Source organism: Bacillus cereus group sp. BfR-BA-01349 (assembly GCF_022663795.1).
GTDB lineage: Bacteria > Bacillota > Bacilli > Bacillales > Bacillaceae_G > Bacillus_A > Bacillus_A cereus.
Genome location: NZ_JAKUGE010000010.1, coordinates 77,311 through 101,363, shown reverse-complemented (window position 1 = coordinate 101,363; position 24,053 = coordinate 77,311). Strand labels below are relative to the sequence as shown.

Here is a 24,053-nt window from a genome sequence, read left to right as displayed (position 1 = left end):
GTGTATAGTATGTACATATAGTAGATGGGGGATAAATCCTACTAAAATAAAAAAATAGAATATTTAAAATAAAACTATTTACAAATGCGAAAAAAAGAGTAGACTAACATTAGTTGTAATTTTCTGAAAAATAAATCTTTAGTAAGGGGTCTCTCAAGGATTGGTAATGTACATATAATTAGGGAGGGTACAAAAATGAAGAGAAAAAAGATGAAAAAGTTAACGGCAGTTGTAGTACCAGTTTTAGCGATGAGTGTTGCATTGACAGCATGTTCTGGGTCAGGTGGGGAAAAGAAAACGACTACTACATCAAATAGTGGGGAAGAAAAAAAATCTGATATTAAATATGCAGCGAAACAAGTATTAAATCGTACGGAAAACCAAGAAATTCCGACGATGGATACTTCTAAATCTACTGATACATTAGGTTCGCAAATTTTAGGGAACACGATGGAAGGCCTATATCGCCTTGATAAAGATAATAAGCCAATTCCTGCTGCGGCAGAGTCTAGTACGAAAAGTGAAGATGGTAAAAAGTATACGTTTAAACTGCGAAAAGATGCAAAATGGTCAAATGGTGAACCTGTAACAGCGAAAGATTTCGGTTTCGCATGGCAGCGCTTACTTGATAAGAATACTGCGGCAGAATATGCATTTATTGCTTACTATATTAAAAATGCAGAAGCGATTAATAAAGGAGAAAAACCTGTAACTGAATTAGGAGCGAAGGCGGTAGATGATTACACGCTAGAAGTAGAATTAGAAAAACCGGTACCGTATTTCTTAAATTTATTAGCATTCCCATCATACTATCCATTAAATGAAAAATTCGTAAAAGAAAAAGGTGATAAGTACGGTTTAGAAGCAGATACAACTGTGTATAACGGTCCATTCGTTATGTCTTCATGGAAACATGAACAAGGTTGGCAGCTGAAGAAAAATGATAAGTACTGGGATAAAAAGACTGTGAAGTTAGAAGAAATTAACTATAGTGTAGTAAAAGAGGTTGCAACGAAAGTAAACTTATATGATACAGGATCAATTGATTTTACATTACTATCAGGAGAGTTTGTAGATAAATATAAATCGAACAAAGAAGAATATGGTGAGTATGCGGAATCAAGTACATTCTTCTTACGTTTAAATCAAAAACGTAACGGACAAGATACGCCTTTAAAGAGCAAAAAACTTCGTGAAGCAATTGCATTATCAGTTGATAAAAAAGGATTGGCAAATGTAATTTTAAATAATGGTTCAAAAGCAACAGATCAATTGGTTCCAAAAGGACTTGCGACAGGGCCAGATGGTAAAGATTATCAAGATACATTTAAAAATGGTCTGAAATATAATCCGAAAAAAGGAGCAGCAGCGTGGGAAGAAGCGAAAAAAGAACTTGGAAAAGATCAAGTTACAATTGAATTGCTAAGCTATGATGATGGAACTGCGAAAAAGATTGCTGACTATGTAAAAGATCAAATTGAGAAAAATTTAAAAGGTGTAACGATTAATACGAAAATTCAGCCGTTCAAACAAAAATTAAAATTAGAAACTGCGCAAGATTATGAAATTTCTTATGCAGGTTGGAGTCCAGACTATGCGGATCCAATGACATTTATTGATATGTTTGAATCGAAGAGCCCGTACAACCAAATGAGTTATTCAAATCCAAAATACGATGAAATGGTAGGAAAAGCAGGTAATGAATTAATGAGTGATGCGAAAAAACGCTGGGAAACGTTAGGGAAAGCTGAAAAATTATTCCTTGAAGAAGATGCAGGGTTAGTTCCTTTATATCAAACAGGAAGATCGTATGTAATGAAACCGAATGTAAAAGGAATTGTGAAACATAACATCAGTCCAGAATATAGCTTTAAGTGGGCGTATGTAACTGAGGATGGCGGAAAAAAATAAAGTGAAAGCATTTCAAAAGTGGCTGAGCTGCTTTTGAAATGCTTTTTAGTATGTATAAGGGAATAAATCTCGTTAGCCTATTGAGAATCGGGTAGGTAATTAGGAAGGTTCTATCGGAGGGATTTAGAGAGGTCAGTAAGTAGTAAGACAGATGATAGTAAGAGACCTCATGCTAATAAGAAAAATATAGAACGTAGTAATAGATTGGAATAAGGGGAGGGATGTTTACATATAAGTAGACGGGGATAATTCATATAGTAGTTAAAACAACAAGTTACTATAATAAAAAAATAAATATTTAGAAAATTTACAAAAATACTTTACAAATTTTTAAAAAATAGTAGAATATTAATTAATAAGAATTTTCTGATAACGAAAGTTAGTAGAGAAATTCTAAATGTTAATATCGTACATATAATTGGGGAGGGTACAAAAAATGAAGAGAAAAAAGATGAAAAAATTGACAGCGGTCGTAGCACCAGTTTTAGTAATGAGTATGGCATTAACAGCTTGCTCTGGATCAGGAGATAAAGAGAAGGCAAGCACAACACCGAAAAGTGGTGAAAAAGAAGGCGGAAAGCTAGCGGCGAAGCAAGTGCTTAATTTAACAGAGTCTCAAGAGATTCCATCTATGGACTCTGCTAAAGCGACAGACCAAGTATCGTTTCTAGCTTTAAACAACGTAATGGAAGGTTTATATCGACTTGATAAAGATAATAAAGCAACACCAGGAGTTGCTGAATCATATAAAAAGAGTGATGATGGTAAAAAGTATACATTTACATTAAATAAAAATGCAAAATGGTCAAATGGAGAGCCTGTAACAGCGAAGGATTTCGTGTTTGCTTGGAAACGTGCGGTAGATAAAAATACAGCAGCGGAATATGCATACATTATGTTTGATTTAAAGAACGCAAAAGCAATTAATGATGGGAAAGCACCACTTGATACGTTAGGTGTAAAAGCTGTAGATGATTACACATTAGAGGTAGAATTAGAAAATCCAGTTCCTTACTTTGTAGAATTAACTTCATTCGGAACATTCTATCCGTTAAATGAAAAATTCGTAAAAGAAAAAGGTGAAAAATTTGGTTTAGAAGCAGATACAACGTTATACAACGGACCATTTACATTAACAGACTGGAAACATGAAGAAGGATGGAAATTAAAGAAAAATGCACAATATTGGGATAATAAAACAGTTAAGTTAGATGAAATCAACTTTAACGTAGTAAAAGATAGCGGTACACGTGTAAACTTATATGAAAGCGGACAAATCGATCGTGCGGGACTTACATCTGAAATGGTTGACAAATATAAATCAAATCCAGACTTTTATACACAAAAAACACCATCAACGTTCTTCTTACGTTTAAACCAAAAACGTGGTGGGCAAGATACAGTATTAAAGAACAAAGATTTACGTTTAGCGATTGCAAAGGCATATGATAAAAAAGGCTTAACGAACGTTATTTTAAATGACGGATCTACACCGGCAGATTACTTAGTACCAAAAGAATTTGCGAAGAGTCCAGATGGAAAAGACTTCCGTAAAGAAAATGGAGATATTTTAAAAACAGATGTGAAAAAAGCAAAAGAGCATTGGGAAAAAGCGAAAAAAGAACTTGGAAAAGAGCAAGTAACGATTGAGCTATTAAACTACGATAGCGATAATGCGAAAAAAGTAGGAGAATTCTTAAAAGGAGAACTTGAGAAAAACTTACCAGGGTTAACAGTGAACTTGAAAAATCAACCGTTTAAACAAAAGTTAAAATTAGAATCAGATTTAGATTATGATTTATCTTACGCTGGTTGGGGCCCTGACTACTTAGATCCAATGACATTCATTGATATGTTCGTTACAAATGGTCCTCATAACCAAACTGGATATTCAAATCCAAAATATGATGAAATTGTAGAAAAAGGTAAAGGCGAGCTATTAACGAAAACGAAAGAACGTTGGGATAGCTTACTAAAAGCTGAGAAAATGTTACTTGATGATGCTGTAATTGCACCATTATATCAACGTGGTGATGCTATCGTTCAAAGACAGAAAGTAAAAGGTATTGTTCACCATCCAGTTGGTGGAGACTACAGCTATAAATGGGCATATATTACAGAGGATAAGTAAGATGAGGGGCGTACAATACGCCCTTTTTTCTATGCACTTTTCTTCCGTGCTCGAATATATAAAATAAAAAAGGGAGAATCCCATGAAGCGAAACACATACATCGATTTCCTAGCTTATTACGGAATAGGAAGTGCTCATCCTGGTGGTTTTACGTTAACAAAACAATTGTTAGCACAACTGCCTTTTAAATATGGAGCGAATGTCCTTGAAATAGGTTGCGGTACGGGAAAAACAGCGGCATATATGACAAGGGAATTTGGTTATAAAGTAACAACTGTTGAAAAGAATGAAATTATGATTCAAAAGGCAAAAGATAGATGGTTGTTTGAAGGGTTAGATATACAATTAATTGAAGGAAGTGTAGAGCATTTACCGTGTTTGAATAACTCATTTGAGTTCGTACTTGGAGAATCAATCATCGCTTTTACAGACAAAGAAAGGGTTATCTCGGAGTGTTATCGTGTATTACAGCAGGACGGTAAGCTTGTTGTCATTGAAATGATTATTGATAGGCACATTGATAAGGGTGAGGAAGAAAAAATCGTCCAATTATATGGCATGAAAGAACTGTTAACTGAGAAGGAGTGGGTACAATTATTTCAGAAAGCAAATTTTAAAAGAATTACAATTGCTGGTGGTGGCACGATTGCAGAAACAATCTCTGGCTATGTAGAAGAGCCAGAATGGAATGTATCCTCACATATTCCGAATGAGTTATATGAGGCGTGGATACAGCATGAAAATGTACGGCTTATGTACCAACACATTTTAGGGCATCGTATTTTTATATGTGAAAAATAAAGAAAAAGAGTTGGCTAAAGGTAGCCAACTCTTTACTATGTTAAATGAAAAATAATGCAGCTAATGTAATTCCGAAGATGAAACCAAATCCGAGTTCAACACCCCAGCCACAACCGCCGCCTCCCCAGCCGCCGCAACCACAACTACTACAACCACGACCACCACATCCGCAGCTGCTGAATCCACCACCGCATCCGAATCCACAACTATCACACCTGCTAAGGCCTCCACAAAGGTCACAACCACCGTTTGCATAAGCGTCGTAGTATCCGAACCCTGAATCAAAAGATGAGCGCTGTTGCACCGGTTCGATCCATACAGAGTTTTGTGTCACATCGATTATTTTACCTAAATGTATACGGCCATCACGGTCTTCAATCCGAACAACTTTTCCGAAATAACGTTGGCATGTATCATAACATTTTTGTCTATGCATATTCTTTCCTCCTTCCGCATTACAGTAATACGATATGTAAGGGGGACAAGTGCGGCTTGTACGAATGCCCTATCTATCATAATTGTTATAGGAAAGGGGAAATATAAGAAGAGGATATATAAGGAGGAAAAGGCATGAAATCTACAGATCAGTTTCAGACATACGAAGTACCATGGGAAGATTTTATTGAAGCGTTACGAGAGGAAATGAAGAAGCAAGTAGGGACAGATATTATTGATACAGTAGTTTGCAATTTAGAAGATGGTTTTGAAGTGTATACATATGTGCAGGGGGATTTAGATTTTGAATATAAGGAAGCGCTTGAGAGAAAATACGGAAGTGATGCGAAGACACCTAATGTGTTAACGATAATGTTATTAGCTAGTATTTATAATACAAGTGAAGAGAATATACGCTTGCATGCGGATAATAAAGAGAATCCGATTGTTGAAGTGTATGTAAAGCAATGAAACACGCTGTGGAAGGCGTGTTTTTTATTTGTATGATAAAATGTTAGAAAATTGAGAAAGAAGGTGAAGGATTGGGAATTAAACATCTTAATTTAACAGTTACAGATGTAACAGCAGCTAGAGAGTTTTTAGAGAAGTATTTTGGTCTAATTTGTAGTGGAACAAGGGGAAATGGCTTTGCAGTTATGCATGATAATGATGGATTTATACTAACTTTAATGAAAGGAAAAGAAGTTCAGTATCCAAGAACATTTCACGTAGGATTTCCACAAGAAAGTGAAGAACAAGTAGATAAGATAAATCAAAGATTGAAGGAAGATGGATTTTTGGTCGAGCCTCCTAAGCATGTCCATGCGTATACGTTTTACGTTGAAGCACCTGGTGGATTTACAATAGAAGTGATGTGTTAAGTCAAAAATCAAACTTTTTGTTATGTGTTTTTAAAATAAAAAGTAGGAAAAGTCTGTTTTAAGTGTGGAGCTTAAACAGGCTTTTTTACTTATAGTATCGGATAGAAAACGCTAGAAGGAATAATATTCAGTTCTTATAACTGTTTACATAATAAAATTATGCTGGGTTCGTTGTCCTAAAATACAAGTCATATATCTTGTTTCCTCTCATAAATTTAAACATAGGAATTTGTCTACAAAGGTGGCGAAGCCTCATCATGAAAATCCGAATTTGTGCCACGTTCATGTTGTTTCTATTTATATGTTTACCTTTATCAGCTTTTGCAAAAGGAGAGGAGGCAAAGGAAAGGGTCGTTTCACTTGTATATGACGATTCGGGCAGCATGAGAAATAACGATCGCTGGAAATATGCCAATTATGCTTTGCAAAGTTTAGTTGCGCTATTGGATGAAAAAGATAAATTTTCTTACGTTCCAATGAGTAAGCCGAATGATCCATTAAACATTTCGTTAACGAAGGATAAAAGGCAAACAGAAATTGAGGGAATTGGAGCATGGAAAACGTATTTAAATACTCCATTTAGCGCGGTAGAGACGGCGATGCAATCTATAAAAAAGGAAGCAGATATAGATGGAAAACGTGAATTTTGGCTTATTGTATTAACTGACGGGGCATTTAATGATTTAGAGAAAGATAAGGTTGGCGGAAAAGAACAAATTTTGCAGAAATTAGCCCAGTTTAAGAAAGAAATGGATGCAAAAAAGATATCGTTACATCCAGTCTTAATTACGATGGAAGAAGATTTAGGACAACAAGAAAAAGAACAACTAAATACGTTCAAGGAAATATGGAAGAAAGAGATAAATGGTGTTACGATGCCGTCAAGCGGAGAAGATGGCATTGTAAAAAGTGTAAATCAAGTGGCAGCATTAGTTGCAAATCGTGATCCATTCTCCTCTGTTGAATCGATTGTAAAAACGAAAGTAGTGGGGAAAAGAGTAGAGATTACAACACCGTTTCCATTAAAGCGTATGACGCTTGTACGACAATCGCCTTCTCTGCCCGATTATCAGGTCACACAAATTTCTAAACCATTACAATTGCAATCTTCTTTTTCCATACATGCACCAGGAGAAGCAAAATTGTTCGGAAATATAGTTCATATAAGTACGGAAAATGAGGAAGTTATTAAACCAGGAACTTATACGATAGAAGTGGACCAGGACATTGAGAAAGAAGGACTACAAGTACTAGTTGAACCAGCGCTTAATTATACGGTTTCTACTTATGACAAAGATGATAGTAGTCAAAAAAATGTAGAGAAAATGTACGAAGGTGTTACTGCTGTTATTGAAGCAAAGCCTACGGAGTTGCCAGTTCAGTCTTCTTACTTTCAGGCAGAAGTAGAAATAGACGGAAAACAATATGCAATGAAGTGGGATGATAAGAGGCATGTGTTTTATTACGAAACGAAGCTTGGTAAAGGGTTAGTACGCGGGAAAGTTCATATGAATATAAAGGGGTTTTATAGACAGACGAAAGAATTTAAAATTGAAACAGCTGAGAAACCGAAATTATCACTTCAAACTGTTACAAAAGATTATGAAGAAAAAGTGACAAATTTAGAGAATAGTAAACCATTTGTTTTACAACCACAGTTAGATGGCAAGTCAATGACAGAAGAAGCTGTAAAAAAACTATTAAAATCTACTGGTGTCACATCTAAACAATCAATCAATTATGAAATAAAGCAACATGGAAATCAAATCTATGTTTATCCTCGTCCCTATTACTCCGACACATTTAATTTTACAGATACCGGCACCGTAGAAGCTACCATCGTAATGCAGGATTCAAAATTACAAGAAGTAAAGAAAAACATAACATTCCATATTCAAGATGCTCCGTTTTATGAAAAATATGCGCTTATTTTTAAGTTTGTCATTCCTATCACTTTATTACTACTAGTAGTAGGAATCATTGTTTTAGGATGGATTGTTCGGCCAAGATTTCACCGGAAAGCACTACTGTATTATGAATGGGATCAAGAGGTAGCGAAAGATTGGCTATATCAATCTGAACCAGAATTACTTCGAAATAAATGGTGGAACCATTATTTTGGTATCCCATTTAGAGCAGAAAGAAAAACCATGCAATCCGTTACGTTTATAGCAAAGAAAGGATCGAAATCAATATTTGTAGCGAAAGAGTCACAAGTAGTAGGAATGATTATTGATGGAATGTTTATAACAGAGGATGAAGTAGGAATGGAACATAAGACACTATATCCAAATGAACTTTTACTAATTGATAGAGGATATGGTAAAGAGATTTACAAGTACGAATGTGAATAGTAGGTAGGGATAAGAAGGGGATGGAGTATGGATTCTCTTTCCCTTTTTTCAAACAAGCAAGAATAGGAAGGTGGTTCACATGACATTACAAGTTCCAACAATATTAATTGGTTTAGGTGGAATCGGTAGTACTGTGACGCATCAAATATATGAAAAATTACCTGAAGAGCGCCGGAAAAAGGTAGCAATGCACGTATTTGATACAGATGTGAATACATTGAGTAAATTTGATCATATTCGAAAGTTTAAGACACAAACGAGTTCTAGTAAAACGCCCAGGGAGTATATTGCAGGAGATCCAACAATCCCAGAGTGGTTTCCGATGGATCCGACTATACTTGATAAACCATTAACAGAAGGAGCAGGACAGTTACGCGTCATTTCACGTTTAGCGTTACGTGCTGCGATGAAAGAAGATAAATTAACGTCCTTTTGGCAAGAAATTGAGAAAATTTTTCCGGTTACAAGTGATCAAACAGAATATGGTGTGCGTGTCATTATAGTAACATCACTAGCAGGCGGAACAGGTTCGGGGATGTTTCTGCAAATTGCATTATATTTACGTGAAATGCTTCGGAAAAAATTGCAGCATCATAACATTTTAATACGCGGTGCGTTTTTAATGCCGGATGTTTTAGTAAAGACGAGAACAGTTAGTGCGAAAGAGTTTGAAACGGTGCAAGCGAACGGCTATGCATCGTTAAAAGAATTACATGCTATTACGCTCGGTTCTACTGGAGAATTATCAAAACGCGGCGGTGTAACAATTGAATTAGAGTATCGCCCTGATCAAGTAGATGAAGACGGAAGAACGAATCATACAATTAAACAACATCATTTACCGTACAATTATTGTTTCTTATACGATTATGAAAACCTACATGGACACCATTTACACAATTTATCAGATTATATGGAACAGATGGCAAATACAATTTATTTACAGTTATTTAGCCCGATGTCCACAAGTCATTTTGCACAGGAAGACAATCAAATTCAGCAATTAGCAGAATCAAGCGGAAAAGGGCGATATTGCGGGGCAGGAACGGCAAAACTCATTTATCCATATGAACATGTGTTAAAATATTGTGCTTTAAAATGGGCGGTGCAAGGTTTAGATGAGTCTTGGCTTCATTTAGATCAACTGTTTCAAGAGAAGAAGCAAAGATACGATCAAGATGTAAAACGTGGGATGCAACGTGAAAAGCCGGAGAGAGGTAAAAGTTATTTAGAGGACTTGGAGCATCTTGCTACCCGTCCAGAGCAAGCTCATATTTTCTATAGACAAATGTACAATGAAACACGTGAAGGAGCAGAGGGTGGTAAGATCGGAGTTGCGAAATCAAAACGGTTTTTAGAAGCTGTAGAAAGTTATGTACAACGAACGGTGCAAAAAGATGAGGAATTAAATCGTCTGCAACATGAGTGTAAAATTTCAGCTGCGAAACTGAAAATGATGGAACAAATGAAAGGTGAAGTGGCAAGAGTGGATCATGCGGTTCGTTTATATGCGTATGCAATTCCGAGCCGTGTACATGAACATGTAACGACACTTTTATATGACATGATTGAATCAGACCGCTTTTCACCAAGTGGTTCTGAAGGGCAGTCCTATCAATTAAATACATGGTTTTTAAAGAAAACAGATCCAGTTCACCCAGTAGCAGCACGTTTTATGTTATATGAAATTCGAAAGCAGTTAGTGGAAAAAATGAATCGACTACATGAAAATAATGAACAAAAGCGTAATGTAATTCAAAACTACGATAAAAAATTTAATGTGGGTAATATCGATGGAACGGTAACAGCTGTACGCCGAGTAGAAATTGCTCAACAACAAGGCTGGTTTGGAAAAATGATTAATAATCAGCAACGTTTATTCAAAAGAGAATTTGAAGACATCATAACGCAATATGTACACAAATTAAATGAATATCGAAAAGAAATGCTATTAGAACTTGTATATCAATCGCTATATCAAGCAGTTAATAAAATGATTCAATATTGGGAAAGATTTTTTGATAATTTACATGAAACACGTGAAAATTTACTGTTTGAAATCCAAAAGCGCAGTAAGGAATTTGAAGGGAAAACAAACCCGACGAATGTATATGTATTAGCTGAGGAACAGCTGCAAGAAAAGATATGGCAAGATATGCAGCAACATTTAAATTTAGGTGTACTACCGAAAGATATATCAGCGGAAATTTATATGAGTTTGTACGGTGAATATTGTCGTGATGCGAAAACAGAAGAGATTCAGTCGAAAAAGGTAGAGGATTTCTACCGAGAACATATACTGAGCTATTGTTATGACGAACTGCAAGTACGCTATCGTGATAAATTAGAACTGAATATCATTGAAGCGTTGCGAAAAGAAGCAGATTATAAGAAACGTGATCGCGATGAATACGTTCGTGAAAAAATTGAAGACCTGTTCCATTTAGCGAGTCCATTCGTTCCGAAAGTTGCTCATCATAGGGAATTACAATATTGGGGTATACATCCTTCTTTAAAGAAAGAGCTGCAAGAGGAATTAATTCAAGAAATGTTTAAAGAAAAAGATACAGTACATGAAGCCTTTTCGCCATTTGAAGTAATCTGTTATCGAGCGCATTACGGCTTATCGCTGCAAGATTTTCCTAAATTATCATCAGGACATATTTCAAACGGATTTATGAATGATAAAGGTGACTATTTCCAATCGTATTATCGCCGTGTAAATAAATTAAATAGTAAAAAATCTAGTTTAACGCCGCATTTAGATAAGTATTGGCACTTACCAGCCTTTATGCCAGATTTAAACGCGACTCAAACAAAATTAGATTATGATAAATGTAATCGTGCATTACTATACGCATATATGTATCGCTGGATTAGTTTAGTTGCTGTTGATGGACAATTTGTGTATCAATATAACGGTGTAGGACGTAGCTTTTTAATTCAGTCGATGGGGAAAAATATTTCAAGCGAAAGTTATAAATTACACAGAGCATTGCTTCATAATCCGTTTATTTATGAAAACATCTTGTCACGATTTGAAGAAGAGCAAGAAAAGGCGATGATACAAGGTGGACATTTATATACACATCCGTTCGTATTAGGAGCCCAAGATGTAAGATGGCTTAGAAAAGAACATGTCCACAATCTTTTAGATATGATTTTAATGTATGACCGTGAAGCGAAGTATGATCCGACATTAGAAGAAACATCAGATGAATTATTAAGACTATTCCTCGATGAAATCGAGTTGTATTTCCAGAACTATTACGGTACAGGTGCCGATATGGTGGCAAAGAAAGAGAAAGAAATGTTTATTAAACAATTGTGGGATCGCTCGCATGCAAAAGGATATGTAGATCCAAATAGCGCTCCGTATAAAAAATGGCAAAATTTATTAAGTGTTCAAGATGAAGAAGAAACGCCAAAAACGAATGTATAATGAATGAAAAGGGAATCCTTAAAAGTGGCAATACAACTTTAGAAAAGAGGGATTCTGATGCCGTTTTTAGGAAGTGTATATCAAATATTTGGATTGTATCCAGAAATTTATTATGGAATGATTTCAGCTGAACTTGCAGAGCAGCAAGGATTGGAACAAGCGGAAAACGAAGAACCAGAAACAGAAGTATAACTGTATAGGAAGCTTCAAAATAAAAATGATAATACGCTACTTGCTCTTTAGACGTATGAGAGCAAGTAGCGTGTTTTTTCTATTTAATAATCCCATTTTCTAAAATTTTAATAGTTGGTGCCACTTTCACATTAGCTTTTGAAAAGGCACTTGGCCAATCATCTTCAACTTGTTTCCATTCTTTATAGCGAAATGCTCTCGCATAATCACCAAATCCGAATGGATCGAGTTGCTGTTTCTGAATTTTGTGGATTAATTCGTTTAAATCTTTGTTTAGTTGTTTTGTAATAAGAGAAGTTAATTTTTTTCTATCACTATCTATATCCATGTTGAATGTAAGTTCAGATACGGCAATTTTTAAATCCATTTTAATATTAAATTTGAATCGGTTATCGCTATAGTCTGTACCGATATCATGATTCATACTAAGAACGTTTATTGTTATAAAATCGTTGCCCTTTGTATCTTTTAGATGGCTATTACTTTTAACTAAATTAGAGGGGATTTTCATTGTAAGTGAAACGGGTATATTAGCTTTCTTTTGCACCATAAGAAGAAGGGCACTTTCATAGCGAGTTAAAGACATCTTATAAGCTCCACGAGAGGTTAATAGTGCCGAACCAGTAACAATAACATCTTTCTTCCCTTTTTTTATTTCTGAAATAGCAGGAGTTACCCCTTTATTAAAAGTTTGTCTATGAAATTCATGGAATGTCGTAAACACGGTCCGATTGTATAGTTTGTTCGTATTAATTAAATCTGTTAAATATTCAGGAAGAGCAGGCTTATCTTTGAAATTATTATATATAACAGAAGAAACGGGGCCATCTACTGCAACCATGCGCATATTTCCTGTATTTTTAGGATCGCGATACCAAACATCCAGATAAGGCATAGCTCCTTCTTGTTTTAAAAAATTCGTGCTAAACAATATGAGCTGTAACTTTTTTGTGGACACTAAACCGCTGCTTGAACTGTTAAACGTATCTTTTGCTTCTCGGGGTGTATGTACTTTCGCTTCATGAATTTCGTACTTTTTCTCTACATCTTCATTAAAAATAGGATTTACGTGATACACAATTAATTTTCCTTTTGCTTTTGCGTCAAAACCGTAAATTAATGAGATGGATTGTTTTTCTAAATCAAGCCGATCTTTACAACCTGCTAAAAAAATTATGAGAAAACAAAATATAATAAAACGAATAAAGCGTCTCATTTAAACTTTTCTCCTTTTCCAATGCTGATAAAGTGTCATGTATAAGAGAAATACAACCGGGAATAGAAAAACGATAAAATAACTAGCAGTTCCCCAAAATTCCCGCAACGCACTTATCTGATAAGAAGAAGGGATATAAAAGAATAAGATGAAAATACACCCGAATAATAAAAAATAAATAGGTAATGAACTCCCTTTTTTGTTAAGTAATTGATTAATTCCATCTGAAGCAGTGAAAATATAAGGAATACAGGAATCAAAAATAATAAAGAGATAAAATGATAAAAAGATAATTTCAAATCGCTCAAGAAATGAGAAGTGAAACGGTGTAACAAGAGAAAGAGTCGGCCATAAAAACTTTGTTATACCATCTGGACTAAAATAAATAAAAGAAACGAACGTGATTTGAAGATAAATAAATAACGTAATCAAATTCGCAATAATAATTCCTTTTTTTGCAGATGCTTTGTTAGTTAAATAAGGATAAAGGACAAATGCAAACTCGAATCCGAGAAACGCAATGATAGTTGATTTCACGGTGTTTAGAATTGGTAGCCATCCTTCCTTGATGAGAGGAAGAAGATATATAAAATGCCCATCTTTAAGAGGAATAAATAATAATAATGGCATCCAAAGTGTAAAGATGACAGTAAAAACAGCAAAGCGACTAATAATAAGTGCCCCTTTACATGCAAGCATAAGCATTGGAATGGATAACAAAATCATAATTAAAGACATAGGAGATCTAGGTAAAATCCAAATATGAATAACGTGTAAGAGGGAAAAAATTAAGGAAACAGCTGCGAGTACAGCATATAAAATCCAAAAAATCATTACTACTCTTCCTAGCCATTTTCCAAGATAACGTATCAGCACATCAAGTAAAGTATATCCTGGATGTTTTTCCATGATTTTTACAATACATAGACTGACTAAAGTGGTAATGACACATCCGATAATAATAGACATCCAGCCATCTGTATTCGCTCCTTGTGCAACTTCACGCGGAAGTGTAAGTACGCCGAACCCGACTTGAACACCACTAATAGTTAAAATGTATTGAAATAAAGTGATCTCCCTCTTTGCACGTTTTGTCACTTATTCTCCTCCTTTTCCTCAACATCTCTTTGCCGGTTATCTTGTTTTAATTGTAGAGATAGTGGCCGTTTCTTCATAATTTTCCATGGGAAACGTACAAGGGTATCTTTTAAATCCGAAGCATATGACGGAGAAAAAGGACTACCATATGGCACACCAAGTGATTCCATAGAAAGAATATGGATGATAATAATTGCCATTCCAACCATAATTCCAATGACGCCAAATAAAGAGGCGGCTATCATCATTGGGAATCGAAGAAGCCGAATTCCTGCTGACATTTCTAAGTTGGGAATAATGAAAGAGGCAACCGCAGTAATTGATACGACGATAACCATAACGTTACTAACAATCCCAGCTTGAACCGCAGCTTGTCCAATTACAATTCCTCCTACGACGCCGATTGTTTGTCCAACAGGTCCAGGGAGCCGAATCGCTGCTTCTCGGAGCATTTCGAGAACTAATTCCATTAATAAAGCTTCTAATATGGGGGGAAAGGAATTTTGGCTCGAGATTCTCCAATCGTTAACAACAATTTGAGCGGAATCACTTCATAATGGAAGGAAATCATAGCAATATAAAGAGCAGGAGCAAATATTGCAATAAATAGCCCAGTGAAACGAAGGAGTCGTATAAAAGATGGAATCATAGGTCTGAAGCTGTAATCATCTATCGTCTGGAAAAAGGATGAAAAGGTCATAGGTCCTATTAATACGCCTGGTGAGCGATCTACAATAACGGCAATTCGCCCATCTAGAATATGATGTGCTGTTGTGTCAGGACGTTCAGTTATTGATAATTGCGGAAAGAGAGTAAAGGAATTATCTTCAACAAACCCCTCTAATTCACCAGTAGTAAGAATCGCATCAACTTTTACTGACTCGATACGGGATGCCATTTCTTTTACGACATTTTCGTTCGCAACATCTGCTAGATAAAGCAAAAAAACCTTTGAAGTAGCTCGTTCACCAACAGTGAATTCCTTCACTTTCAATTCGCGATTTGGAATATATCGACGAATAAGTGCAAGGCTGTCGCTCGCTACTTCATTAAATCCTTCGTGTGAGCTTTTTATGGAGCTCTCTGTTGTAGGTTCTTCAATACTCCTTTTTGGTGCCGCTTGCGTATCAAGCTCTAAAGCGGATAGTTGCCCGTTTATAAATAAAATACTTTTGCCGTGTAAAAGAGATTGTTCAATGTCTGTCCACTGTTGAACTTTTTTTATATTTCCGATAGAAACAGAAGCTTCCCAAAAATCGTCTTCATTCCACTCTTTAAATAAGAGAGGACGAAGAATGTTTACGTTAATAACAGTTTTGTCTACAAGTCCTTCCATATATATAAGTGCAGCTTCCTGTCCGTTTTTTAATGGAAAAGTGCGTGTTATTAATTCTGGAATACCGCTAAACAGTTTGAACAAGTGCTTTAAATTAAGGGAAAGGGAAGAAGAGATAGATTTATTTAATGCGTAATCAGCTTGCTCTTGGGTAGAAAAAGATTTTTCACCACGAATCCATTTATTAAAAGACCCCATTTGTTCGCTTACTCCTTGTTATGTTTTATATGGGTTATTATGGATAGTTACAAGCTGACATATGCGTAGGTTAAATTTTATATTGTATATTTTTAACTTTAACGCTATAATTATAGTGTTAAAGATGGAATCGTGATATGACCTGTTATGACTCTATCGTTTTATTTATGAATAAATGGATTGGTATTTTAGCAAGATGTGCTAATAAACTACTCCACCATGATAATAACGTGCCGAAATGTGGTGCGTATATTTTCGTGGTGGAGTTTTTTTATTCTCAAAAAGGGGGAAAGACCATGAATAACAACATGGTTCATATTACAATTGACGGAAAAAAGTATACAGCGGAGCCCGGTTCAACGATATTAGGTGTTATTAATGAGAACGGGATTGAACATCCGCAAATTTGTTATGTGCCAGAGGTAGATCCTATTCAAACATGTGACACTTGTATTGTAGAAGTTGACGGAAAGTTAATGCGTTCTTGTTCGACGATAGCAACGGAAGGTATGAGCATTGAACGTGCTTCTGTTCGCGCAAAAGAAGCACAAACAGAGGCGATGGATCGGTTACTAGAAAATCATTTATTATACTGTACAGTATGTGACAATAACAATGGGAACTGTAAACTGCATAATACAGCAGAATTAATGGAAATTGAACATCAAAAATATCCGTATGAACCGAAAGTAGATGTAAGTGAAGTTGATATGACGCATCCGTTTTATCGCTATGATCCTAATCAATGTATTGCATGCGGTCAATGCGTTGAGGTGTGTCAAAACTTACAAGTAAATGAAACGTTATCGATAGACTGGGAAGCGGAACGCCCACGAGTTATTTGGGATGAAGGAGTAAATATTAATGATTCTTCATGCGTTAGCTGTGGTCAATGTGTAACGATTTGTCCTTGTAACGCTTTAATGGAGAAAACGATGCTCGGTGAAGCTGGATTTATGACGGGATTGAAACCAGATATTCTTGAACCGATGGTAGATTTAATTAAAGAAGTTGAGCCTGGATATAGCGGTATTTTTGCGGTATCAGAAGTGGAAGCGGCCATGCGTGATACTCGTACGAAGAAAACGAAAACAGTATGTACATTTTGTGGTGTAGGTTGTTCGTTTGAAGTGTGGACGAAGGGGCGTAAAATCCTTAAAGTACAGCCATCTTCAGATGCACCAGTTAACGCAATTTCCACTTGTGTAAAAGGGAAATTTGGTTGGGATTTCGTAAATTCTAAAGAACGAATAACAAAACCTTTAATTCGTAAAAATGGAACGTTTGTTGAATCTACATGGGAAGAAGCACTGAATGTAGTTGCAAATAAATTAGGTGCTATTAAAGAAGAGTACGGTAAAGGTTCTATCGGATTTATTTCTTCCTCTAAAATTACAAATGAAGACAATTATGTAATTCAAAAATTAGCTCGACAAGTATTTGGAACGAATAATATTGATAACTGCTCACGTTATTGCCAATCACCAGCAACGGATGGTTTGTTCCGTACAATTGGTATGGGCGGTGATGCCGGAACGATTAAAGATATTGCGCAATCTGGTCTGGTTATTATTGTAGGATGTAATCCGACAGAAGGGCATCCTGTTCTAGCTACACGTATTAAACGTGCACATAAATTACACGGACAAAAGTTAATTGTAGCTGATCTTCGTAAAACCGAAATGGCAGAGCGATCAGATGTCTTTATTAGTCCAAAACAAGGAACAGATCAAGTTTGGTTAATGGCTGTTACGAAATATATGATCGATCAAGGTTGGCATGATCAGGAATTTATTAATGAGAATGTAAACTTCTTTGAAGATTTCAAAGAAAGCCTAGAAGAATATACACTTGAATATGCAGAAGAAGTAACAGGTATTTCAAAAGAAACACTTATTCAAATGGCTGAAATGATTCGTGATGCAGATGGTACATGTATCCTTTGGGGTATGGGGGTAACGCAAAATACAGGTGGTTCTGATACTTCCGCTGCAATTTCAAACTTACTTCTTGCAACAGGGAACTATCGTCGTCCAGGAGCAGGTGCATACCCACTTCGAGGTCACAATAACGTACAAGGTGCTTGTGATATGGGGACTTTACCAGGATGGCTTCCAGGATATCAGCACGTTACTAACGAAATGGAACGTGCGAAATTTGAAACTGCTTACGGAGTGAAAATTGATAGTGAACCAGGTCTTAATAATATTGAAATGCTTCACGCAATTGACGAAGGAAAAATGAAAGCAATGTATCTTGTCGGAGAAGATATGGCTCTTGTAGATTCTAATGCAAATCATGTACATGAAGTGTTATCGAGCCTTGATTTCTTCGTTGTGCAAGATGTTTTCCTTTCTAAAACTGCTCAATATGCAGATGTTGTATTACCAGCAGCGCCATCTCTTGAGAAAGAAGGTACTTTCACAAATACAGAGCGCCGTGTCCAAAGATTATATCAAGTTCTTCCTACGCTAGGAGATGCGAAACCAGACTGGTGGATCGTCCAGGAAGTTGCGAATAAACTAGGTGCAAACTGGAATTATAGCCACCCAAGTGAAATCTTTGCTGAAATGGCAAGTTTATCACCATTGTTCTCGCAAGCGAGCTATGAAGTGCTTGAAGGGTGGAACAGTTTCCATTGGGGAAGTTTTGATGGAACAAATACACCACTTCTGTTCCAAGATGGATTTAACTTCCCAGATAAAAAAGCTCGTTTTGCGATTGCTGGCTGGGTACGTCCAGCTGAATTTCCAGCCGAGTTTGACCTTCACATTAACAACGGTCGTATGCTTGAGCATTTCCATGAAGGGAATATGACAAATAAATCAACAGGTATTCAAACGAAAGTACCTGGTGTTTTCGTTGAAATCTCTCCAGACCTTGCAAAAGAACGTGGCGTAAAAACAGGTTCGTTAGTTCGTCTTGTCTCTCCTTTTGGAGCATTAAAATTACGTGCACTCGTTACAGATCGTGTAAAAGCGAATGAGTTATATTTACCGATGAACTCTACAGATAACGAAACAGCAATTAATTTCTTAACAGGTCCTGCTGTGGATGTACGTACGAATACACCTGCGTATAAACAAACGAAAGTACGTATGGAAGTGTTAGAAGTTGACGGCGAAAATCCGATGCCAAAAGCGAACCCACGCAATAAAAAACGTCACCCTCAAGCTGGCATTGAGGTACATCGTAAGTGGGCACGTCCAGGGTATGTGCATTTAACGGATAAGTAGGAGGAGAAAACTATGGCTGCACCTATAAAAATGATTCAAAAACAAGAATTAACTGAGGAAGAAATAAAACAGCAAAAGTTAGATGATTTAAAAGAGCTTCTAACTAATAATGAAGAAGCTCTAAATCAGATGTTTAATATAGTAGGGGAATTAAATGACATTGGAATGCTAGAAGCTGCAAATTCAATGCTAAAAGCGAAAGAACCAATTGCGAAAATTGTTCTAGGTCAAGTAACTCGTGAGCCTGTTACAAATTTAATTAATAATATGATGGGTGCTGCAGGTGCGTTAACTGAACTTGACCCAGAACTTACGAAAAAGCTTATAGGTAGTTTATTAGTCGGACTAGAAGAAGGTAATGAACATCTAGAAAGTAATAAAAAAGTAGGGGTATTCGATCTTATGAAAGTATTGAAAGACCCAGATATTAACCGTGCTATCGGGTTTGGGCTTCATTTCTTAAAAGGTATGGGTAAAGGGTTAAAAGACGAATAAACTTCATGAAGTGAACCTTTCTGCCCAAATATTTGTACGAAATAGTTTGGGCGGAAGGCTCATTTTGGTAAAATATATAATAAAGTAAAATGAGGCTTTTGGGAGGTATAATTGTATGTCAAAAAAAGTACATGAATTTAATGATATGATACGAAAACTTCGAAAGGAACTTTTTGGAAAAGGACCAGAACGAATTCATACTGTTTTTGCGGAAAATATGGCTATAGCGACTCTTTATGGAAACTTAACACCTACTGAAAAATTTATTTCAAGTACGATGGACGGTGCGGAAATGGTTCATATGGCTAGAACGAAAATGATTCAAGAAGTGTATGCTGTGAATTCACGTGAACATTTGGAGGAACTTGTTGGAGCGAAATTAGTGAATTTGTTTTCGGATATGAAAGTAGAAGAAGATATTGCAGTTTCTGTATTTGTTTTTGATAAAAATATAACGTGAGAGAAGGATACTGATCGTGAAACCGATACAGGTAGAAAGAGAAATCTTTCGTTATGAACAAGGAGCATTTAAACATATAGAGGACAGCATTGTAACAGAGTTTCCTGTCACCATTAAAATGAACGGACAGGAGTTTGTTACAATGGTTAGTACTCCAGAATATATAGAAGATATGGTAATAGGCTTCTTAGCGTCTGAAGGAATCATTCGGAAGTATGAAGATATTGATAGTGTATGGGTGCAGGAGAAAGAAGGATTTGTGCATGTAACAACGACAAAAGTAAATCCGTATTATGAACAAATGCAAAATAAACGCTATATTACGTCTTGTTGTGGTATGAGTAGGCAAGGGTTTGTTTTTGCAAATGATGCACTAAGTGCAAAAAAAATGAAGGGTGTCCATGTACAGGTTGCTGCAGAGGATTGTTTTCGGTTAATGAAAGAAATGCAGCAATCTGCGGATACGTTTCATCATACTGGTGGGGTTCATAATGCAGCTTTATGTGATGTGAATGGTATTATTTTAAGTCGAATGGATATTGGTAGGCATAATGCATTAGACAAAATTTACGGTTATTGTTTAAGAAACGATATTTCTATAAAAGATAAAATCATTGTTTTTAGTGGTCGTATTTCTTCGGAAATATTATTGAAAGTTGCAAAAATCGGTTGTGAAATTATACTATCAAAATCAGCTCCAACTGAGTTAGCTTTGCAACTAGCGGAAGATTTAGGTATTACGACAATAGGATTTATTCGTAATCACTCCTTAAATGTATATACCCATCCAGAACGTGTTTTAAATATAAAATAAAAGTGAGGCAATGAAGATGAAATCAGTTACATTAGACAAGTTGCAACGTCCGTTAAAGGATTTACGTATTTCAGTTACTGATCGCTGTAATTTTCGCTGTCGATATTGTATGCCAGAAGAAATATTTGGTCCTGATTACTCGTTTTTGTCTAATGATAAAATTTTATCTTTTGATGAAATTGAAAGGATAACACGTATTTTCGTTTCTTTAGGTGTGAGAAAATTACGGATTACGGGCGGAGAACCGTTACTTCGAAGAGGGCTTCCAAAGCTTATTGAGCGCCTTAATAAAATTGATGGTGTAGAAGATATCGGTTTAACAACCAATGGATCGTTACTCAAAAAGTTTGCTCCTGATTTATATAAGGCGGGACTATCACGTGTAACAGTTAGCTTAGATTCCTTAGAAGAAGAGCGGTTTTTCTATTTAAATGGTAATAGGAGCAAAGTGCAAAGGGTTCTGGAAGGAATACAGGCTGCAGCTGAAGTTGGAATGAAAATTAAAATAAACATGGTCGTTCAAAAGGGAAAAAACGAACAGGACATTTTGCAGATGGCGCAATATTTTAAGGAAAATAAGCATATTCTTCGTTTTATTGAGTATATGGATGTTGGAAATTATAATGGTTGGGATTTAAAAGAGGTCGTCTCTAAACAAGAAATAGTAGATACGATTCATCAAGTTATGCCGTTAGAACGGATAGAAGCAAATTATTCTGGTGAAGTGGCTACTAGGTATCGTTATATAGGAAGCGATGAGGAAATAGGTATTATTTCATCAGTAACAGATTCTTTTTGCTCATCATGTACGAGAGCTCGTATTTCTGCAGAAGGAAAATTATATACTTGCTTATTTGCTTCTAAAGGAAGTGATTTAAGAGAATTGCTTCGTTCTGAACATACAGATGAGGACATTACAGATGTAGTACGCGATATATGGAATAATAGGGAAGATCGTTATTCAGATGAACGCTTAAATCATACAAATAAGAAAACAATGCCTAAAATTGAAATGTCACATATCGGTGGTTAATATATAAAGCTAGCGTCATAGTGAAAAATGGAAAATTTACAAGAGTTGTGGATTTTCTATTTTATAGTAAAAGTGATGATTGATATCTCTGTAAAAGATGTGCAGAGAAATTAAGCAGCATTCAAAAACCTTTATTTTGAGGAGGTTTTTTGAAGCTGCTTTTTTATTTGGAGAAAATGGAGGAATGGGTAATGGCATTTCATAAGCCGGAACAAATTGCTGAGCTTGTCATTGAGGCCGGTGTTCAAAAAGTAAGACAGACATTGCCAGCGATGCTTATTCTCGGTTTTTTAGGAGGAGCGTTTATTGCAATAGGTTTTTTACTTAACATTCGAGTTTTAGGGAATTTACCTGAGCGCTGGGGAAGTCTAGTGAATGTTTTAGGAGGAGCAGTATTTCCTGTTGGACTCATGCTCGTAGTATTAGCAGGAGGAGAATTAATTACGGGAAATATGATGTCACTGTCTATGGCGCTTTATGCAAAGAAAATTACATTGATAAGTGTACTGAATAACTGGGTTTGGATTACTCTCATGAATTTTATTGGGGCAATTTTCGTTGCGTATTGCTTTGGACATCTTGGCGGATTAACAGAGGGAGAGTATTTAAATAAAACGGTAGCGATAGCGGAAGGGAAGTTACATGAATCATTTGGGAGAACTTTAATTTTAGCAATTGGTTGTAATTGGCTCGTCTGTCTTGCTCTTTGGCTTGCTTACGGGACGAGTGATTTTGTCGGAAAAATCATCGGAATTTGGATTCCAATTATGGCATTTGTAGTGATTGGATTTCAGCAAGTAGTAGCAAATATGTTTGTCATTTCCGCTGTTATTTTTGCTGGTCATCTAACGTGGATGGATCTGGCTAAAAATTTTGTTCCTGTTTTTATCGGAAATGTAATTGGAGGAGCTGGGTTTGTTGGTTTTGCTTACTTTGCTTGTTATCAGAAACAACATTCTAATATGAAATAGAGTTCTTGAGAGGAAGGGGATGTAATGGCTGATCGGTATTCACGACAACAGTTGTTCAAACCAGTTGGGAGTAAAGGACAAGAAAAAATTCGAAATAAACATGTGTTAATTGTAGGGGCAGGAGCATTAGGAAGTGCAAGTGCCGAAAGTTTCGTACGTGCAGGTGTTGGCAAGTTGACGATTATTGATCGTGACTACGTTGAATGGAGTAATTTACAAAGGCAACAATTGTACTCTGAACAAGATGCGAGAGAGAAAATGCCGAAAGCAATTGCTGCAAAAAATCGGTTAGAACAAATTAATTCGGAAGTACAAATACATGCTTTCGTAATGGATGCAACTTCAGAAAATATGGAAGGTCTATTAAAAAATGTAGATGTAATCATTGATGCAACAGATAATTTTGATATTCGATTTGTAATAAATGATTTATCACAAAAACATAATATTCCGTGGGTATATGGTTCTTGCGTTGGATCGTATGGTATGAGTTATACAATTATTCCGCAAGAGACACCGTGTTTACATTGTATGCTGAAAAATATTCCTGTTACAGGTGTGACATGTGATACCGCTGGAATTATTAGCCCGACTGTTCAAATCGTCGCAGCATATCAAGTGGCAGAAGCACTCAAAATTTTAGTGGAAGATTTCTCAGCAATTAGAAAAACATTTTTCATGTTTGATATATGGAGTAATCAAAATCATTTTATAAAATTAGGGAAAATAAAAACAGACACTTGTCTCTCATGCGGTTTGAATCGAACTTATCCTTATTTATCATACGAAAATCAAACGAAAGCAGCTGTTTTATGCGGAAGAAATACAGTTCAAATTAGAACAGTAGACAATAGGAAATACAATTTTGATGATATAGAAAAAGTATTACAAAAACTGGGAAAAGTAGATCAGAATCCGTATTTACTATCTTGCCAATTCGAGGATTACCGCGTGGTTGTTTTTCGAGATGGTCGTGTTTTTATTCATGGTACAAATGATATTTCGAAAGCGAAACAACTATATTATCGCGTATTCGGTTAATAGAGAG

18 protein-coding genes and 1 pseudogene are annotated in these 24,053 nt (G+C 35.9%); 15 read left to right on the top strand and 4 right to left on the bottom strand.

Annotation, left to right across the window (positions count from 1 at the left end):
- Nucleotides 1-195 precede the first annotated feature (195 nt).
- From MR169_RS08175 to MR169_RS08165, 3 genes are all read left to right on the top strand, one after another.
- Nucleotides 196-1,911: a peptide ABC transporter substrate-binding protein gene (locus MR169_RS08175; protein ID WP_242319245.1), complete on the top strand. Its 1,716-nt coding sequence runs from the start codon at nt 196-198 to the stop codon at nt 1,909-1,911.
- Between the two features lie 436 nt (nt 1,912-2,347).
- Nucleotides 2,348-4,042 (top strand): peptide ABC transporter substrate-binding protein, encoded by a 1,695-nt coding sequence (locus MR169_RS08170; protein WP_242319244.1) that lies wholly within the window; start codon nt 2,348-2,350, stop codon nt 4,040-4,042.
- 82 nt (nt 4,043-4,124) lie between these two features.
- Nucleotides 4,125-4,844, top strand: coding sequence for a class I SAM-dependent methyltransferase (locus tag MR169_RS08165; protein ID WP_000828253.1), 720 nt, complete (start codon nt 4,125-4,127; stop codon nt 4,842-4,844).
- A 40-nt stretch (nt 4,845-4,884) separates the two neighbouring features.
- On the opposite strand, the gene MR169_RS08160 is transcribed toward MR169_RS08165, so the two are convergent.
- Nucleotides 4,885-5,280 (bottom strand): hypothetical protein, encoded by a 396-nt coding sequence (locus MR169_RS08160; RefSeq protein ID WP_000554977.1) that lies wholly within the window; start codon nt 5,278-5,280, stop codon nt 4,885-4,887.
- Nucleotides 5,281-5,414: 134 nt separating this feature from the next.
- On the opposite strand from MR169_RS08160, the gene MR169_RS08155 reads away from it, so the two are divergent.
- The 5 genes from MR169_RS08155 to MR169_RS08135 all read left to right on the top strand — a co-directional run bounded on the left by MR169_RS08155 (nt 5,415) and on the right by MR169_RS08135 (nt 12,148).
- Entirely contained in the window at nt 5,415-5,750 is a 336-nt protein-coding gene (locus MR169_RS08155) for a hypothetical protein (protein ID WP_000842888.1), read from the top strand.
- A gap of 71 nt (nt 5,751-5,821) precedes the next feature.
- On the top strand, nt 5,822-6,160 hold the full coding sequence (locus MR169_RS08150) for a VOC family protein (protein ID WP_109140469.1): 339 nt from the start codon (nt 5,822-5,824) through the stop codon (nt 6,158-6,160).
- Between the two features lie 257 nt (nt 6,161-6,417).
- Nucleotides 6,418-8,514: a vWA domain-containing protein gene (locus MR169_RS08145; RefSeq protein WP_242319243.1), complete on the top strand. Its 2,097-nt coding sequence runs from the start codon at nt 6,418-6,420 to the stop codon at nt 8,512-8,514.
- Nucleotides 8,515-8,593: 79 nt separating this feature from the next.
- Nucleotides 8,594-11,956: a tubulin-like doman-containing protein gene (locus MR169_RS08140; protein WP_242319242.1), complete on the top strand. Its 3,363-nt coding sequence runs from the start codon at nt 8,594-8,596 to the stop codon at nt 11,954-11,956.
- A gap of 57 nt (nt 11,957-12,013) precedes the next feature.
- Entirely contained in the window at nt 12,014-12,148 is a 135-nt protein-coding gene (locus MR169_RS08135) for a hypothetical protein (RefSeq protein WP_001116174.1), read from the top strand.
- Nucleotides 12,149-12,227: 79 nt separating this feature from the next.
- Here the strand turns inward: MR169_RS08135 and MR169_RS08130 are convergent, their stop codons facing one another.
- The 3 genes and pseudogenes from MR169_RS08130 to MR169_RS08120 form a co-directional block, all read right to left on the bottom strand.
- Nucleotides 12,228-13,364, bottom strand: coding sequence for a Ger(x)C family spore germination protein (locus tag MR169_RS08130; RefSeq protein ID WP_242319241.1), 1,137 nt, complete (start codon nt 13,362-13,364; stop codon nt 12,228-12,230).
- Complete coding sequence (locus tag MR169_RS08125; RefSeq protein WP_242319240.1) at nt 13,365-14,462, bottom strand: endospore germination permease; 1,098 nt, start codon at nt 14,460-14,462, stop codon at nt 13,365-13,367.
- Nucleotides 14,459-15,996, bottom strand: a pseudogene (locus tag MR169_RS08120) (spore germination protein). Before MR169_RS08120 ends, MR169_RS08125 begins: the two are co-directional and overlap by 4 nt.
- 296 nt (nt 15,997-16,292) lie before the next feature.
- Here MR169_RS08120 and fdhF point away from each other — a divergent pair.
- From fdhF to MR169_RS08085, 7 genes are all read left to right on the top strand, one after another.
- Nucleotides 16,293-19,232 (top strand): formate dehydrogenase subunit alpha, encoded by a 2,940-nt coding sequence (gene fdhF / locus MR169_RS08115; RefSeq protein WP_242319239.1) that lies wholly within the window; start codon nt 16,293-16,295, stop codon nt 19,230-19,232.
- 12 nt (nt 19,233-19,244) lie between these two features.
- Nucleotides 19,245-19,727: a helical membrane plugin domain-containing protein gene (locus MR169_RS08110; RefSeq protein WP_000729897.1), complete on the top strand. Its 483-nt coding sequence runs from the start codon at nt 19,245-19,247 to the stop codon at nt 19,725-19,727.
- Nucleotides 19,728-19,842: 115 nt separating this feature from the next.
- Nucleotides 19,843-20,187, top strand: coding sequence for a Na-translocating system protein MpsC family protein (locus MR169_RS08105; RefSeq protein ID WP_000039583.1), 345 nt, complete (start codon nt 19,843-19,845; stop codon nt 20,185-20,187).
- Nucleotides 20,188-20,203: 16 nt separating this feature from the next.
- Complete coding sequence (fdhD, locus tag MR169_RS08100) at nt 20,204-21,001, top strand: formate dehydrogenase accessory sulfurtransferase FdhD (protein WP_000802689.1); 798 nt, start codon at nt 20,204-20,206, stop codon at nt 20,999-21,001.
- A gap of 16 nt (nt 21,002-21,017) precedes the next feature.
- Nucleotides 21,018-22,034 (top strand): GTP 3',8-cyclase MoaA, encoded by a 1,017-nt coding sequence (moaA, locus tag MR169_RS08095; protein WP_242319238.1) that lies wholly within the window; start codon nt 21,018-21,020, stop codon nt 22,032-22,034.
- A 191-nt stretch (nt 22,035-22,225) separates the two neighbouring features.
- Nucleotides 22,226-23,005: a formate channel gene (locus tag MR169_RS08090; protein ID WP_000863998.1), complete on the top strand. Its 780-nt coding sequence runs from the start codon at nt 22,226-22,228 to the stop codon at nt 23,003-23,005.
- Between the two features lie 24 nt (nt 23,006-23,029).
- Nucleotides 23,030-24,046, top strand: a complete 1,017-nt coding sequence (locus MR169_RS08085; protein ID WP_242319237.1) for a molybdopterin-synthase adenylyltransferase MoeB — start codon at nt 23,030-23,032, stop codon at nt 24,044-24,046.
- Nucleotides 24,047-24,053: the final 7 nt, after the last annotated feature.